Origin of the sequence: Marinomonas sp. NPDC078689 (assembly GCF_044542435.1) — a bacterium.
Taxonomy (GTDB): domain Bacteria; phylum Pseudomonadota; class Gammaproteobacteria; order Pseudomonadales; family Marinomonadaceae; genus Marinomonas; species Marinomonas arenicola.
Map to the genome: position 1 here is coordinate 411,027 of NZ_JBITUJ010000001.1, position 14,631 is coordinate 425,657.

Consider the following 14,631-nt stretch of genomic DNA (forward strand, 5'->3'; position numbering starts at 1 on the left):
ATTTCCCCTGTACGCCGCTCATTTTTAGGAGCGACACAATGAATAAGTTTTTACTAAGCAGCTGTGCCATCGCAGGGGCGTTACTGTCTTTCTCAAGTTCTTCTTTTGCTGAAACCTTGAACGTTTATACCTATGACTCTTTTGCTTCTGATTGGGGGCCAGGTCCAAAAATCAAAGCCAATTTTGAAAAGGAATGTGGGTGTGACGTTAACTTCGTAACGGTTGATTCTTCGGTTGGTATCTTGTCTCGGGTACAGCTGGAAGGGAAAAGCTCAGAAGCGGATGTGGTGTTAGGCTTGGACCTTAATTTAATGCAAAAGGCCAAGCAGACTGGGTTATTGGCAGAGTCAGGCGTCGACACAAGTCATGTTGTGACCCCCACACCTTGGACAGACCCGGTTTTTGTGCCTTTTGATCAAGGCTATTTTGCTTTTATCTATAACTCAGAAACCTTGTCATCACCACCGACGAGTTTGCAGGACATTGTAGAGAATCAAAATCTGCGGGTGATTTATCAAGACCCAAGAACCAGCACCCCAGGGTTGGGGTTATTACTTTGGATGAAGGCGGTATACGGTGACAAGGCTGCAGATGCGTGGGCGACACTTGCCAAGCATACCGTGACGGTTACCAAAGGCTGGTACGACGGTTACAGTCTGTTCTTGAAAGGTGAGTCGGATGTCGTGTTGAGTTATACAACGTCTCCTGCTTATCATGTGGTCGCAGAAGGGAAACATCAGTATAAAGCCGCGCCTGCGAGTGAAGGTTTTTACCCTCAAGTGGAAGTGGCGGCGATGTTAAAAAATGCCCCTCATCCAGCCTTAGCGAAACAATTTATGTCATTTATTTTAACGCCTGGTTTTCAGTCCACGGTGGCTACAGGTAACTGGATGTTTCCTGTGATCAAGCAAGACAAACCGCTGCCGGCGGTATTCAATACCTTGCCTAAACCTACCAAGGTATTGACCTTGGACGCCGATGAGGTGGCACAACAACGTAAAGCTTGGATAAATGAATGGCTTGAGGCAACGACGCGCTAATGATTTACCGCTTGTCAGTCATGCGTCAGTTGGTGCGGCTATTGCCCGCGTTAATTGGCGTCTTGCTTTTTGTGCTTGTTGGAGCCGCCAGTTTGGCGGCTCTTTTACATCATATGGACATGTCGCAGTGGAAAGGCTATTTACAAGACGCCTACTTGTGGCGAATTATTCGATTTTCATTGTGGCAGGCTCTATTAAGTAGCGTGCTCAGTTTGCTGATTGCTATTCCGGTAGCCTCTTGCTTGAGTCATCGGGAATTTAAAGGCAAACGGGTTTTGTTGCAGCTGTTTGCTGTGTCTATGGTGGTGCCTACCATAGTGGCAATTTTAGGCATTGTGGTGGTTTATGGTCGCTCAGGCTGGCTAGCAGATGGGTTGGGGATTCATGTGCCCCTTTATGGCTTGTTAGGGATTCTGCTGGCGCATGTTTTTTTTAATATGCCATTGGCAGTGCGTTTGCTTATTCAAGGGTATGATTTGATCCCTTCTGGCCAATGGCGGCTCGCGTCGCAACTGGGGTTTTCAAGAGGAACCTCCTTTCGTCTTATTGAATGGCCTTACATTAAGAAAGTGTTGCCAGGCGCTTTTGTATTGATCTTTATGCTTTGTTTTTCCAGCTTTTCTGTGGTGTTAAGTTTAGGTGGCGGGCCTAAATCCAGCACCTTAGAAGTTGCTATCTACCAAGCGCTACGCTTTGATTTTGATTTGGATAAAGCCAGTTTTTTATCGCTTCTTCAGGTGGCGATTTGTACCTTGGTCGCGACCTTGATTTATAAAGTGGCTCCTAAGAATCAGCAAGACGTTAGTTTGTTGAGGGCGCAATGTTATTTTGTCAAAGACACGCGTGTAGCTCGTTGTTTTGACGGTTTTATCATGACGCTGGCGCTGCTGTTGGTGCTCCCCCCTTTTGTCGCTATTTTTGACCCTATTTTCTCAGCCCAATTTTTGCCAACTTTATTGGCGCCAGCAACGTGGCAGGCGTTGTGGGTGTCATTAAAAATAGCGCTGCCTGCGGCCATGTTAAGTGTGTTGTTAGGGGGCTGCTTTGGGGTGTTGGCTCGCATGGCAATGGGTCGAGGCTGGTGGGATTTTTTGCCCAGTAAATTAGAGCATTTGGGGAATATGATTTTGATGGTGCCCGGGCTTGTGTTGGCGACAGGGCTTTTTCTGTTATTGCGTAGCCTTGGTTTCGGACTGCAATCCAGCTATTGGGTGGTGGTGTGGGTGAATGCCGTGATGGCGTTGCCTTTTGTGCTTAGGGTGTTGATGCCCGTGTTGTACCAGCAAGAGAGGCGTTATCGAAATGTGTATTCGAGTCTCGGTATTTATGGTTGGTCGCGCTTTAAAATTGAGTGGTCGTTAATTCGCTCGAGCGTGGCTCAAGCGTTAGGATATGCACTCTTGTTGTCATTGGGTGATATGGGGGTTATCGCGCTATTTGGTAGTCAAGGGTTGGTGTCCCTGCCTCTTTACTTGTTCCAGTTGGTTGGTTCTTACCGTTTAGAAGAAGGGGCTTGTGTTGCGGTGATATTGATTTCTCTTTGTCTTATTTTGTTTTATCTTGCCACGCGCGTTATCGGAGGAAAGTCAGATGTTAGAGATTAATCTCCAATACGATTGGGAGCAATTTCATGCCGCCTATCAAGTGTCTATTGAACCTGGCATGACAACCTTGCTGGGGGCGAGTGGGGAAGGTAAAAGTACCTTGCTTCATTTACTTGGTGGGTATTTGAAAGGACGCGGAACCTTGTCTTATCAAGGCGAGGATTTTTCAGGCTTAGCGCCTTTTGAACGTCCGATCTCTACCTTGTTTCAAAGTGACAATCTTTTTCCTCAGCTAACGGTTTGGCAGAATGTCGCTGTGGGACTTGAGCCGTCAATGCGGCTGACGAATGAGCAGCAGAAAAAAGTGGAGTGGGCCTTGTTGCAAACACAGTTAATGGCGAAGCGGGATCAATACCCTCAAGCCTTGTCTGGTGGGCAGGCGCAGCGGGTCGCGATCGCCAGAGTGTTGGTGCGTAAAAAACCCATCTTGTTGTTAGATGAACCCTTTAGCGCCTTGGACCCTATGTTACGAGAAGAGATGCTCAAGCTGGTTCACGATGTAACAAAAGAGTTTCATTTGACGACGGTTTTTGTGTCCCACATGCCAAGCGAGGCCTTGTTGGTCGGTGGGCGCGTGATGTTGATCGCAGGCGGTCGAGTTGTGGCCCATGAAGCGGCCGATGTTTTAGCCTCTGATGTTATTCCTAGCACTTTTTCTCATTACCTTGGCACGGCAAATCGTTCGACAAATGAGATGAAATGATTTAATTGTTGAGTCGTGCGCGGTCACTGTTTGGCCGTATTATTACAATGGAAGTGAGGTGTGTGTGTCACTGGAACTCAATGAGAAGCAGAGGCTAAAAAAAGGCATATTGCTGACGATTGCTTATGCGTTTGTTATGTCGGTGACTGGGCTTGCTGCAAAGCAGGTGCAGACGACCATAGCGGTTCCAGTGTTGGTATTTTGGCAGAGTATCTTTTGTGTCGCCGTGCTCTATCCGCAATTACGAGGCCGCTGGCAGCGCCGACCTATCGCTATTTGGAAAATTCATTTTCTACGCAGTGTGGGAGGATTTACAGGCTTTTTGTTTTATTACTGGGCGCTCAATCACATCCCTTTGGTTGAAGCGACCTTGTTGCGTTACTGTGCGCCACTTTGTGTGCCCTTGGTGGTGTTTATTATGCATAAAGTGGCCGTGCCAAGCGCCCGTTGGGTCCCTCTTGTTATTGGCTTTATTGGCGTGGCTTGTATTATTCAACCGACGCCAGAGCACCTTAATCCGTGGCATTTAATCGGTTTTCTATCCGCCATTGGTTTGGCTTTTTCTATGGTGACGACTCGTATGTTGTCTCATCAGGTGAGTGGTCAAGAAACCATGATGATTTATTTTTTGATCTCGGCAGGGCTGTCATTCTGCTTAGTGTTAATACAAGGAGACAGTTTGTTATTGCCAATGGCGAGTTGGCCATTGGTCGCGGTAGTTTGTATCACCTTGTATGTTGGTATGTTTCTCTACACCAAGGCCTACACTTATGCACCGGCGAGTGTGGTTTCTCCGGTAAGTTATGCCGGCGTAGTGTTTAGTGGCTTATGGGGATGGATGGTGTGGGGGCATGTACCAGATGCCTTTGCTTATGCGGGGATGGCATTGATCTTTATAAGCATCCTTATTAGTACCCGCATCGCAAAGAGTCAAAGTGCCTAGTGTTGTTCGGCTGGTTTGAGGTGCATCAGTTTTTTGTTTAATAGGGTGGCGACGAAAATGCCCGAAAAAATCAAAACAATGCCAATGTAGTGGAAGTGATAAAGTTGTTCGCCAAGAAACAGCACAGAGAGTGAAATGCTAAACACAGGTAACAGATGAATAAATTGCCCTGCAGTGGCAGCCCCTAGCTTTTGCACACCTAAGTTCCAGCAAAGGAATGCCGCCAAAGAAGCAAACAATCCCATGTAGAGCAAAGTTCCCCAATTAATGGCGGATAACTCATTAAGCGACGTTGTGCCGAAAATGAAGAACAGCGGTGCTTGAATGGCGGTGCCAACGAATGCCGTGGTCGTAAAAAAGCCGATAAGAGACATCCCTTTGGGGCGTTTAGCGATCAAAACAGAATACACGGCCCAACTGATTGCCGCGGTAATGATCCATAGATCCCCTTGGGATATGGTCAAATGCAGAAGAGTGTCTAGGCTGCCTCGACTAATAATTTCAATCGCGCCTATGGTTGATAGAAGTATGCCTACGTTTTGTAGCCAGCTGGTTTTGCTGCCGAGTAATAGCCTAGCTGTGATGAGGATGATAACAGGCACAATGGCGTTGAGCAGCACGGCGTTGGTGACACTGGTTGAGGTTAAACCAATGTATAAAAAAAGGTTGTAGTTACAAATACCTAGCCAGCTAAACAGTAACAGCAGAGGCCAGTTCTTCACAATTATCGCGCGTTCTGCCCAGACTTTTTTGTAGGCAAAAGGCAGTATGATCAGGCAGGCAATACTCCAGCGTAAGAAAGAAATAGAAAAGGGGTCAATGCCTTCAGAAACGGTGAAACGTCCTAGTACATAATTACCAGACCAAAAAAGCACTGGCAGCAGCAAGTAAACAAAAGCGGGCATGTAACATCCTTATTAGAGTGTGGCTGTTTGAATCAGGTGTCTGATCAAATCGCTCTGACGACAGTCGATTTTAGATTGTCGCCAGAGTGGTTACCTTACTCTGCTTAAAACTTATAAATAATGCCAGCCCTAGCAATGCTTTTATGGTCTTTTTCAACGATCGGACTGTCTAATACGTTACTGTTGTATTTTACGTAGGTGGCGCTTAAATTAACCGTCAATGATTGTGTGATTGGGTAAAAACTATTGAGAGTGACACGTGTCATGGTCGTTGAAGGCGCGTTATAGGCGCTAATGGCCCCGCTTGTTTTTGCCGCTTCAGACGAGCTGACGCCCAATTGATAATCGCTCATTTCGCTGCTCATATAGCGATAGTGGATGGACGGAATAAGGCGCCATTTTTGTACTTGAATAGGATAACCCGCGCCGACTTCAGCATAGTAACCACGGTTAGTGTCGCTTACATCTTGGGCGAGTTTGGCCGAAAAGAAGCCAATCTTCGCATGCACTATGGCCATGACACTGTCGTCACGATCATCCAGTTTTTGAATGTTTTTATCGTCTGAGTCATCAGGATCAAATTCGGCAAAATGATAGCCAAGACCAACGCCTATATTGCGTTTTGAATGATTTGGCAAAAAATTATAACCAAGCTCTGGCCCTTTTAAGTAGAAATGTTCGCCAGTATAGGCAACAAACGGAAGCACTTTAGTGTCACTGTCAGTGTCTTTATAAATAGAAGTCGCATAGATGCCCATGACGCCTACGCTGAAATCACCGCTATCAGCCAGAGCCATGGCTGGCGATAATGGAAGTAGGGCGGCGATGAGAATGCCCATGTTACGGCGCGATATCATTGAGTTTCTTCCTTATTTAATTAAAGACCTAGGTTGTTTTATGGTAAATAGACGAGTGAAATATGTAAACGAATACTAGCTATGCCTATTTATTTATAAGAGTGCGCGGGCTAGACAGCGAGCTAATTGCTTTTAAAGAAAGAAAAACCTTCTTATCAAGGTGCTCTGCGTGTTTATTTATTGTTCTGTATGCTATACAATTCGCGTCCCTGTAAATCTATACTCCTTGTCTCAAGGCTTCATAACAGGGGGAGCGTAGAGGCTAGAATCCATAAGGAGAGCTTAAATGCGTCATTATGAAATCGTCTTTCTGGTTCACCCAGATCAAAGCGAACAAGTACCAGCAATGGTTGAGCGTTACACTAACCTAATCACTGAAGATGGTGGACAAGTTCATCGTCTAGAAGATTGGGGCCGTCGTCAACTAGCTTACCCAATCAACAAAATTCACAAAGCACATTATGTTCTTATGAACATTGAGTGTTCTGACAGTGTTTTAGCTGAATTAAACGATACTTTCCGTTATAACGATGCAATCATCCGTAACTTGGTGATTCGTTGTAAAGATGCGATTACTGATGTATCTCCTATTAAAGCTTCTGAAGGTCGTGAAGATCGTCGTTCTGCTCCTCAACGTGAAGAGCGCAACAACGAAACAACTGAAGAAGTTGTTGCTGAAGAATCTGAAGATTAATCAATATTTTTATTAGGAGACACGTATGGCTCGTTTTTTTCGTCGTCGTAAATTCTGCCGTTTTACAGCAGAAGGCGTTAAACAGATCGATTATAAAGATCTAGAAACACTGAAAGGTTATGTTACTGAAACTGGTAAAATCGTACCTAGCCGTATTACTGGCACTAAGGCACGTTACCAGCGTCAACTAGCGACTGCGATCAAACGCGCTCGCTACATTGCTTTGCTTCCTTACACTGATAGCCACTTCAATTAATAGGTGGAACGAAGTACCAGAATGAGCGCTTTAGCGAAATGGGTTATGACACGTCCGCGCAATGCCATTATTGGTGTTGCTGTTTTCAGTATCATACCCTTACTGTTCTGGGTGTCTGCCGCCATTATTGGTTTGGTAGTACTTCGTAGAGGTGTTAAAGAAGGAATACCTGTATTAGCTTGGGGATGTCTACCTGCAATAGTTTTGTGGGCATACCAAGGTGATGCGACAGCACTGATGGTGTTGATAGACGTGACTTTGTTGGCTTGGTTACTCAGGGCAACAACATCATGGAGTTGGGTGTTAATGGTTGGCAGTTTTATTGCCGTCATCAGCACTTTTCTGCAGCCTTTGCTTATGTCAGACATGTTGAATTTAGTGACAACACTGATTCATCGAATTTTGACATCGGAAGGGGTGGTAGTACCGGACAAAGGTATTATCTTTCATCAAGCGGTAGTGGCCTTGTCCATTATTCAGGCGATGATTGCTATTGTGTCGCTCTTTTTAGCGCGAAAATGGCAAGCAGGGCTCTATAATCCTGGTGGATTGCGACATGAATTTCATCAGCTAAGACTGCCGATAGCGTTTAGCTTGGTTTTAGGTGCCATGGTGTTACTAGGCGAAAGCTTAGGAGGATCGTACCTTGTTTTATCTCAAGCGGCCATTCCAGCCTTAGTGTTGCCAGGCATTGCGTTAGTGCATGGTGTTCTAGCAAAAAAAAGAATTGGGATTGTTGGACTGATTGCATTTTATCTTGTGGGATTCTTTGTTCTAAACGTCTATTTCGCAAACATATTGATCGTACTTAGTGTGATTGATAGTTTTGTAAATATTCGAGAACGAATCCAAGATAAGTCATCCAGCATCAAGTGATAGTGAATGATTAATTAGAGGTGATCGAGATGGAAGTTATTCTACTCGACAAAGTAAACAAGCTAGGTGGTATTGGTGACGTTGCAGTCGTTAAACCAGGTTATGCTCGTAACTTTTTGATTCCGAACAGAAAAGCTGTAATGGCAACTAAAGCTAACTTGGCTAGCTTTGAAGAACGCCGTGCTGAACTTGAAGCTCAAGCTGCAGAGCGTAAAGCTGCTGCTGAAGCTCGTGCTCAAACACTAGAAGGCAAAACTTTCAAATTCGAAGCGAATGCTGGCGATGAAGGTAAACTTTTTGGTTCTATCGGTACACGCGATATCGCTGAAGTAATTTCTGCAGAAGTAGAAGTTTCTAAAGCAGAAATTCGTCTTCCTGAAGGCGCTATTCGCCACACAGGTTCTTTCGAAGTTGACGTTCAAGTACACCCAGAAGTGGTTGTTACTGTTACTTTGGAAGTTGTTGCTCAGTAATTCGTTTCGACGAAAACTGATCAATAAAAAAGGGTGTCTTGTTTAATACAAGATGCCCTTTTTTTGTTGTTGTCATGATAAGCTAATCCCCTTGTTTTTCCTCTATTCTGGTTCGGGTGTTTTTACGTGCAATTAAACGATTCTGAAATCGCTTCTATTAAATTACCGCCTTACTCTATTGAAGCCGAACGCTCCGTCGTTGGTGGCTTGATGCTAGACCCGCAAGCTTGGGAAAAAGTGTCTGAATTGGTTATTGCCGATGACTTTTATCGCCCTGAGCATAAGCTGATTTTCTCAGTAATTGCGCGATTAGCGGATGAATCGGAACCGATTGACGTCGTGACAATCGGTGAGCGTCTGGATAAGCGTGGGGACTTAGAATCCATTGGTGGCATGGCCTACCTGATTGAAGTTGCGGAAGCGACACCCAGTGCGTCTAACATAGCTTCTTATGCTGACATTGTGCGCGAACGTTCTATTCTGCGACGCCTTATTTCTACCACCAATGAGATTTCGGCTAGGGCCTTTCACCCCGAAGGCATGACGGCCGCAGAAGTCTTGGATGAGGCTGAGCGCCGAATTTTTCAGATTGCTGAAGGCGGTGAGAAAAAAGGTGGCCCACGCATCGCGTCAGATATATTGAGCGCGACGGTGGACAAGATTGACGAACTCTACCACCAAGAAGGTGCTATCACCGGTTTGAGTACGGGGTTTACAGATTTAGATGGCATGACGGCAGGTTTGCAAAAATCCGACTTGGTGATTGTGGCGGGTCGCCCTTCCATGGGTAAAACGACATTTGCAATGAACTTGGTGGAAAATGCCACCATGATCAGCGACAAACCCGTTATTGTATTTAGTCTCGAGATGCCTTCTGAGCAGCTGATGATGCGTATGTTGTCTTCTTTAGGGCGCATTGACCAAACACGCATGCGTTCAGGTCAGCTAGTGCAAGAAGATTGGGATAAGCTGATGTCGGCAGTGAAAATGCTCAAAGACCGTAAGTTATTTATTGATGACACCGGTGGTATTAGCCCAACTGAGATGCGTTCTCGGGTGCGTCGTATTGCGCGTGAGCATGGCGGTGTGGCTCTGATCATGGTCGATTACCTTCAGTTGATGCAGATCCCAGGTTTCACCGAAGGTCGAACCAATGAGATATCTGAGATATCTCGATCGCTAAAAGCCATTGCCAAAGAAATGGAATGTCCTGTTGTGGCGCTTTCCCAGCTTAACCGTAGTTTGGAGAATCGCCCAAACAAGCGTCCGGTTAACTCGGATTTGCGTGAATCTGGAGCGATCGAGCAGGATGCGGATGTCATCTCATTTGTTTATCGTGATGAGGTGTATCACGAAGACTCTCCGCACAAAGGTATTGCTGAAATTATCATCGGTAAACAGCGTAATGGTCCGATTGGAACTTGCCGCTTAGCCTTTGTTGGTAAATACACTCGATTTGAAGATCTGGCGCCAGATGCTTATCGTGATTTCGATGATGAATAGGCGTCACCTACTCGTCATTCGATTAATGTAAACTCCCATAAAGACAACAATAAGGCCACAAGAATGGTGGCTAAAATATAACAAAGAGACCTGGAACTGTTTATGAAAAAAATGCCTGTTACCAACAAAGAATATGATTTTCCTGCGGATTATCAGATTGTCTCAAGTACGGATACAAAAGGGCGTCTTACCTTTGTTAACGATCACTTTTGTGATGTGGCTGGCTATGAACGTGAGTCATTAATAGGTAAAGCGCATAACGTCATTCGTCACCCAGATGTTCCGCCTGCTGTGTTTGCTGATATGTGGAGCAACTTGAAACAAGGCAATAGCTGGATGGGTTTGGTGAAAAACCGTTGTGCGAACGGCGACCACTATTGGGTAAGTGCTCATGTTAGTCCCTTGTTAGATAATGGAAAAATTATCGGTTATGAATCCGTGCGCCGAAAAGCAACGCGTGATGAGATTCAGCATGCGCAGTCATTTTATAATCGGCTAAATAGCGGTAAAAAAGCGATACCGACGAGTACTAAAGTGGCGTCTTTTTTCAGCAACAGTGTGTGGCCGCTATTGCTTATTGTTGTGCTTATGACGTGCGTTGCTCTGCTGTCTGCAAGTTTGTCTTTGCAAGTGTTGGGTGGGCTGGCTGGCGTTATTGGTGTGTGGTTGCTGTTTATTCAAAAGCAGTCTTTAGATGCCACGTTACGGAATCTTCCAATCGAAGCACAAAACCCAATAGGTCAGTATTTATATTGTAAAAGCATTGGTAGCAAGGCAGCAGTGCGTTTTGGTCATACTCATCAGGACGCCGCAGGCAATACTTTCCGCTATCGCTTACTGGAAGGGTCAGAGCAGTTACGCAAACGCGCTTCCAATGTCAAAGTCAGTGTGGCGACCAATTTAGATAACTTTACTAAACAGCGAGATACGTTTAGAAGCGTTGTGGCGGCAAGCTCGCAGCTGTTGCAAAGTGTTAATGATGTGGCAGAGCACGTTGGCAGAGCGGCTGAAGCGACAGAGTTGGTGGCAATTTCAGCGCGTGAAAGTCAAAGTTTGGCGCTTGATACTGGCGACACCATGAGACAAGTGTATTCTGAAATATCGGCGGCCAAAGGCGTGGTAGAGATATTGGCTGAGCGCAGTGATAGCATTAATAATGTGGTGAATTCGATTAGTGACATTGCCGATCAAACCAACTTACTTGCTTTGAATGCGGCGATTGAGTCGGCACGAGCAGGTGAGGCGGGGCGCGGATTTGCCGTCGTAGCCGATGAAGTTCGAGCGCTGGCAATCAGAACGCAAGCGGCGACGCAAAGCATTAATGAAATGACCGAAGAGTTGAAGAAAAACACCTCTGACGTTACCCAAGCGATTGATAAGGGCAGCCTTGTTGCACAAGAAGGTGTGAGCCGAGTGGAGCAAGTGGCTGAGAAAATGCAGACGATAGAATCCTCTATTAAGCATATTGTTGAAATGACGGCGCAAATTAATGTCTCTTCAGAAGAGCAGGCTGGTGTTGCGCGTGATCTGAACGAGCAGATGCAGCAAGTGGATGCCTTGAGTTTGGCAAGCATCGAGCGCGCTGAAAATACGGTTACGAATATTGCGCACATTGAAGAAGAAGCGTACGAGCAAGGCAATCTGGCTGAACGTATGAAATCGTAAAAAAGAAACAGAAAGCGCCTTATAAAAAAGCCTAGAAGAACCGCTTAGTACTCGTTACTAAGTGCGCTTCTGGGCTTTTTTAATGGCATTAGTAGCTGAGAAAGTTGTCAGTATTTGTTATGGTTTGCGAAATCTATTGTTAAGGGTGAAATAAGATGCGAATAGCAGTAATTGGTGCGTCTGGGCGCATGGGAAAGAATTTGATTATCGCAGCGAACGAGGCGGAAGGCGTTTCTCTTGGCGCGGCTATTGTGAAAGCAGGAAGTTCACTTGTTGGCGCGGACGCGGGTGAGATAGCAGGCATTGGTAAGCTTGGCGTTGCCGCTGTGTCATCACTGGATGACTGCGTAACCGATTTTGATGTGTTGATTGATTTTACAACACCGGCACTGACGTTAGAAAACGCTGCATTTTGTGCGCAGCATAATAAAGCGATTGTGGTTGGCACAACTGGCTTAAACGATGAAGAGAAGGCGACATTAACTTCTTTTTCAGAACAGTCTCCTGTTGTTTTTGCACCTAACATGAGCATTGGTGTGAACTTGACGTTAAAGTTGTTGGCTACGGCTGCTGAAATCTTGGGCGATGATTACGACGTTGAAATTGTCGAAGCGCATCACAGACACAAAGTGGATTCTCCTTCTGGTACGGCGTTGCGTATGGGAGAAGTGGTTGCTGAGGCGTTAGGTCGTGACCTGAAAGAATGTGCTGTTTACGGTCGTGAAGGTCAGACAGGCGCTCGTACGCAAAAAGAAATTGGTTTTGAAACCATTCGCGCCGGCGATGTCGTGGGCGAGCACAGTGTTTGGTTTGCAACAGAGGGCGAGCGTATTGAGATCGTTCATAAAGCCAGCAGTCGTATGACTTTTGCTAAAGGTGCAGTCCGTGCGGCCAAATGGCTGTCAGGTAAATCAGCGGCTATGTACGATATGCAAGATGTACTGAACCTAAAATAACTTGCTGTTATTGGACACAAAGAAATGGCCGCGATTGCGGCCATTTTTATTGTTTGCCATACACTCGAAAGTTAACTCGGAGAAAGAACATCCGCTAATTTTCGAGCCTCAAGTCGACCGGTTAGTTCGCCTGCTTTATTCACAACAGGTAAGTCAAATCGAGTGTTAAGAGACAAAGGGATAACCTTTTGCAATAGGTTGGCTTTACGCACAGACGGTACGGGATGAAGCGCGTCTTTTAGGGAGCTTTCGTCGTCTAAAGTGGTGGCTTGTTCTTTGGTAAGCACACCTTGATAGCCTTCGTTGTTAAACACAAATACGTATTCTTTGTCTTGAGGGAAGTTGGCCTTCGCTTCTTTCATCGTATTGGCGTCGAGTTTTTCAGTGCTTGGCGTCATTACCGTTTGTACTGATAAAGCTCTTGCTCGGTTAACGTCGCTGGCAAAGGCTTTAACGTAGTCGTCAGCTGGGCGTAGCATGATATCGACTGGAGTACCAATTTGGACGAGTTTGCCGTCTTTCAGAACGGCAATTCGATCCCCCAAACGCAACGCTTCGTCTAAATCGTGGGTGATAAAGATAATGGTTTTCTGCAGATTCTCTTGCAGTTCAATAAGCTGTTCTTGCATTTCGCTGCGAATCAGCGGATCTAAAGCGGAAAAGGCTTCGTCCATAAGAAGAATTTCAGCGTCTGTGCACAACGCTCTGGCTAAGCCAACGCGTTGCTGTTGCCCACCAGACAGTTGGGAAGGGTATTGCTCTTCGTAGCCCGCTAAGCCTACGGTATCGAGCCACTGAGTGGCTTTTGGCACCCAATCCGTTTTCTTCTCGCCCTTAATGGACAGACCATAACCTACGTTGTCCACGACGTTTCTGTGTGGCATTAGACCAAAGTGTTGGAATACCATGGCCATTTTGTGACGACGAAACGTGATCAGTTCTTTTGGTGAGAGCGCCATGATGTTTTCGCCGTCGACTTTGATTTTGCCTGCCGTTGGATCAATTAAGCGGTTAAAGTGGCGAATAAGCGTGGATTTCCCAGAACCAGAAAGGCCCATAATAACGAAAATCTCGCCGCGCTTAATGGTTAGGTTTATGTCTCTAAGACCAACAGTATGGCCTGTTTCTGCGAGTACATCTTCTTTGCTAGCGCCAGCTTTTACCTGGGGTAATACGTCATTGGGCTCTTCACCGAAGATCTGATAAAGGCCTTCTATCTCTATTAATGTTTCGCGATTATTATCCATTATCATTTCCTTCCATATGTCTTTGAGCGCGTTTTGCATAAGTCTGAGAAACACGGTCGAAAATGATTGCTAATGCGACAATTGCTAGACCATTAAGTAACCCGAGAGTGAAATATTGGTTGGTGATGGATTTTAACACCGGTTGACCTAGGCCTTTAACACCGATCATAGAGGCCACTACCACCATGGCCAAAGCCATCATAATAGTTTGGTTAATGCCTGCCATGATCGTTGGCATGGCCAATGGGATTTGTACACCGAACAGTCGTTGTGTCGCTGTTGCGCCGTAAGCTGTGGCGGCTTCCAGTGTTTCTTTGTTGACTAGGCGTATGCCCAAATTCGTCAACCGAATAACAGGTGGAATGGCGTAGATGACCACCGCAATAACGCCCGGAATTTTACCGATGCCCAATAGCATCACCACAGGGATCAAGTAAACAAACGCAGGCATGGTTTGCATGATGTCGAGAAGCGGCGTGATGATGGAGCGAGCTCTATCGGAGCCTGCCATTAAGATGCCAATGGGAATCCCTATGCAGATGGACAATATGGTACACACAGTAATGATGCTGAGTGTCCGCATGGTGTCTTCCCACATGCCAAAGTAACCAATGGCTAGAAAAGAAGCGAGAACGCCTAGGCATAATCGCCATGATCGCGTTGCGGCATAAACTAAGCCGACAATGGCGGCAAGTACAATCCACCAAGGTGTTTGTATTAATAGGTCTTCAAACCAAATAAGGAAGTGTAAGAGAGGGTTGAAAAAGTCCTCGATCGATTGGCCGTAAGCGCGGGAAAAAGTTCGGTAGGCACTGTCTAGTGTTTGTCGTATGGCCAGCAGATCACGTCGGCTCATATCTGGAAATTCTGTTAACCAGGAGCTGTCTATCATAAATAATGTCTCAAAGA

General features: G+C 45.8%; 15 protein-coding genes. 11 read left to right on the plus strand and 4 right to left on the minus strand.

What is annotated here, in order from left to right; all coding sequences use genetic code 11:
• Window positions 1–38 precede the first annotated feature (38 nt).
• The 4 genes from thiB (at window position 39) to ACIGBN_RS01875 (ending at window position 4,290) form a co-directional block, all read left to right on the plus strand.
• Window positions 39–1,040 (plus strand): thiamine ABC transporter substrate binding subunit, encoded by a 1,002-nt coding sequence (gene thiB / locus ACIGBN_RS01860; protein WP_396663330.1) that lies wholly within the window; start codon window positions 39–41, stop codon window positions 1,038–1,040.
• Entirely contained in the window at window positions 1,040–2,644 is a 1,605-nt protein-coding gene (thiP, locus tag ACIGBN_RS01865; protein WP_341562464.1) for a thiamine/thiamine pyrophosphate ABC transporter permease, read from the plus strand. The genes thiB and thiP overlap by 1 nt, the downstream gene beginning before the upstream one ends.
• Window positions 2,631–3,347 (plus strand): ATP-binding cassette domain-containing protein, encoded by a 717-nt coding sequence (locus ACIGBN_RS01870; protein WP_396663333.1) that lies wholly within the window; start codon window positions 2,631–2,633, stop codon window positions 3,345–3,347. The genes thiP and ACIGBN_RS01870 overlap by 14 nt, the downstream gene beginning before the upstream one ends.
• A 64-nt stretch (window positions 3,348–3,411) precedes the next feature.
• Window positions 3,412–4,290 (plus strand): DMT family transporter, encoded by an 879-nt coding sequence (locus ACIGBN_RS01875; RefSeq protein WP_396663335.1) that lies wholly within the window; start codon window positions 3,412–3,414, stop codon window positions 4,288–4,290.
• Here the strand turns inward: ACIGBN_RS01875 and ACIGBN_RS01880 are convergent.
• On the minus strand, window positions 4,287–5,195 hold the full coding sequence (locus ACIGBN_RS01880; RefSeq protein ID WP_133001732.1) for a DMT family transporter: 909 nt from the start codon (window positions 5,193–5,195) through the stop codon (window positions 4,287–4,289). The genes ACIGBN_RS01875 and ACIGBN_RS01880 overlap by 4 nt on opposite strands.
• 104 nt (window positions 5,196–5,299) lie before the next feature.
• The gene (locus ACIGBN_RS01885; RefSeq protein ID WP_396663337.1) at window positions 5,300–6,052 is read right to left on the minus strand and encodes a MipA/OmpV family protein; all 753 of its coding nucleotides are present in this window, start codon (window positions 6,050–6,052) and stop codon (window positions 5,300–5,302) included.
• A gap of 286 nt (window positions 6,053–6,338) precedes the next feature.
• On the opposite strand from ACIGBN_RS01885, the gene rpsF reads away from it, so the two are divergent.
• From rpsF to dapB, 7 genes are all read left to right on the plus strand, one after another.
• The gene (gene rpsF / locus ACIGBN_RS01890; RefSeq protein WP_133001730.1) at window positions 6,339–6,746 is read left to right on the plus strand and encodes a 30S ribosomal protein S6; all 408 of its coding nucleotides are present in this window, start codon (window positions 6,339–6,341) and stop codon (window positions 6,744–6,746) included.
• A 25-nt stretch (window positions 6,747–6,771) separates the two neighbouring features.
• On the plus strand, window positions 6,772–7,002 hold the full coding sequence (gene rpsR / locus ACIGBN_RS01895; RefSeq protein WP_036161308.1) for a 30S ribosomal protein S18: 231 nt from the start codon (window positions 6,772–6,774) through the stop codon (window positions 7,000–7,002).
• 21 nt (window positions 7,003–7,023) lie between these two features.
• Window positions 7,024–7,878 carry a hypothetical protein gene (locus ACIGBN_RS01900; RefSeq protein WP_396663340.1) on the plus strand — a complete coding sequence of 285 codons (855 nt, stop codon included), beginning with the start codon at window positions 7,024–7,026 and terminating at the stop codon, window positions 7,876–7,878.
• 29 nt (window positions 7,879–7,907) lie between these two features.
• Complete coding sequence (gene rplI / locus ACIGBN_RS01905) at window positions 7,908–8,351, plus strand: 50S ribosomal protein L9 (RefSeq protein WP_133001728.1); 444 nt, start codon at window positions 7,908–7,910, stop codon at window positions 8,349–8,351.
• Window positions 8,352–8,477: 126 nt separating this feature from the next.
• Window positions 8,478–9,854, plus strand: coding sequence for a replicative DNA helicase (dnaB, locus tag ACIGBN_RS01910; protein ID WP_133001727.1), 1,377 nt, complete (start codon window positions 8,478–8,480; stop codon window positions 9,852–9,854).
• A 102-nt stretch (window positions 9,855–9,956) separates the two neighbouring features.
• A complete protein-coding gene (locus ACIGBN_RS01915; RefSeq protein ID WP_396663342.1) occupies window positions 9,957–11,519 on the plus strand; it encodes a methyl-accepting chemotaxis protein in 1,563 nt (520 codons plus the stop codon).
• A gap of 155 nt (window positions 11,520–11,674) precedes the next feature.
• Entirely contained in the window at window positions 11,675–12,475 is an 801-nt protein-coding gene (gene dapB / locus ACIGBN_RS01920; protein WP_133001725.1) for a 4-hydroxy-tetrahydrodipicolinate reductase, read from the plus strand.
• 71 nt (window positions 12,476–12,546) lie between these two features.
• Here dapB and ACIGBN_RS01925 read toward each other — a convergent pair whose 3' ends face one another.
• Both ACIGBN_RS01925 and ACIGBN_RS01930 read right to left on the minus strand, forming a co-directional pair.
• On the minus strand, window positions 12,547–13,722 hold the full coding sequence (locus ACIGBN_RS01925; protein ID WP_396663345.1) for a glycine betaine/L-proline ABC transporter ATP-binding protein: 1,176 nt from the start codon (window positions 13,720–13,722) through the stop codon (window positions 12,547–12,549).
• Window positions 13,715–14,614, minus strand: a complete 900-nt coding sequence (locus ACIGBN_RS01930; protein ID WP_133001723.1) for a proline/glycine betaine ABC transporter permease — start codon at window positions 14,612–14,614, stop codon at window positions 13,715–13,717. Before ACIGBN_RS01930 ends, ACIGBN_RS01925 begins: the two co-directional genes overlap by 8 nt.
• Between the last annotated feature and the right edge of the window lie 17 nt (window positions 14,615–14,631).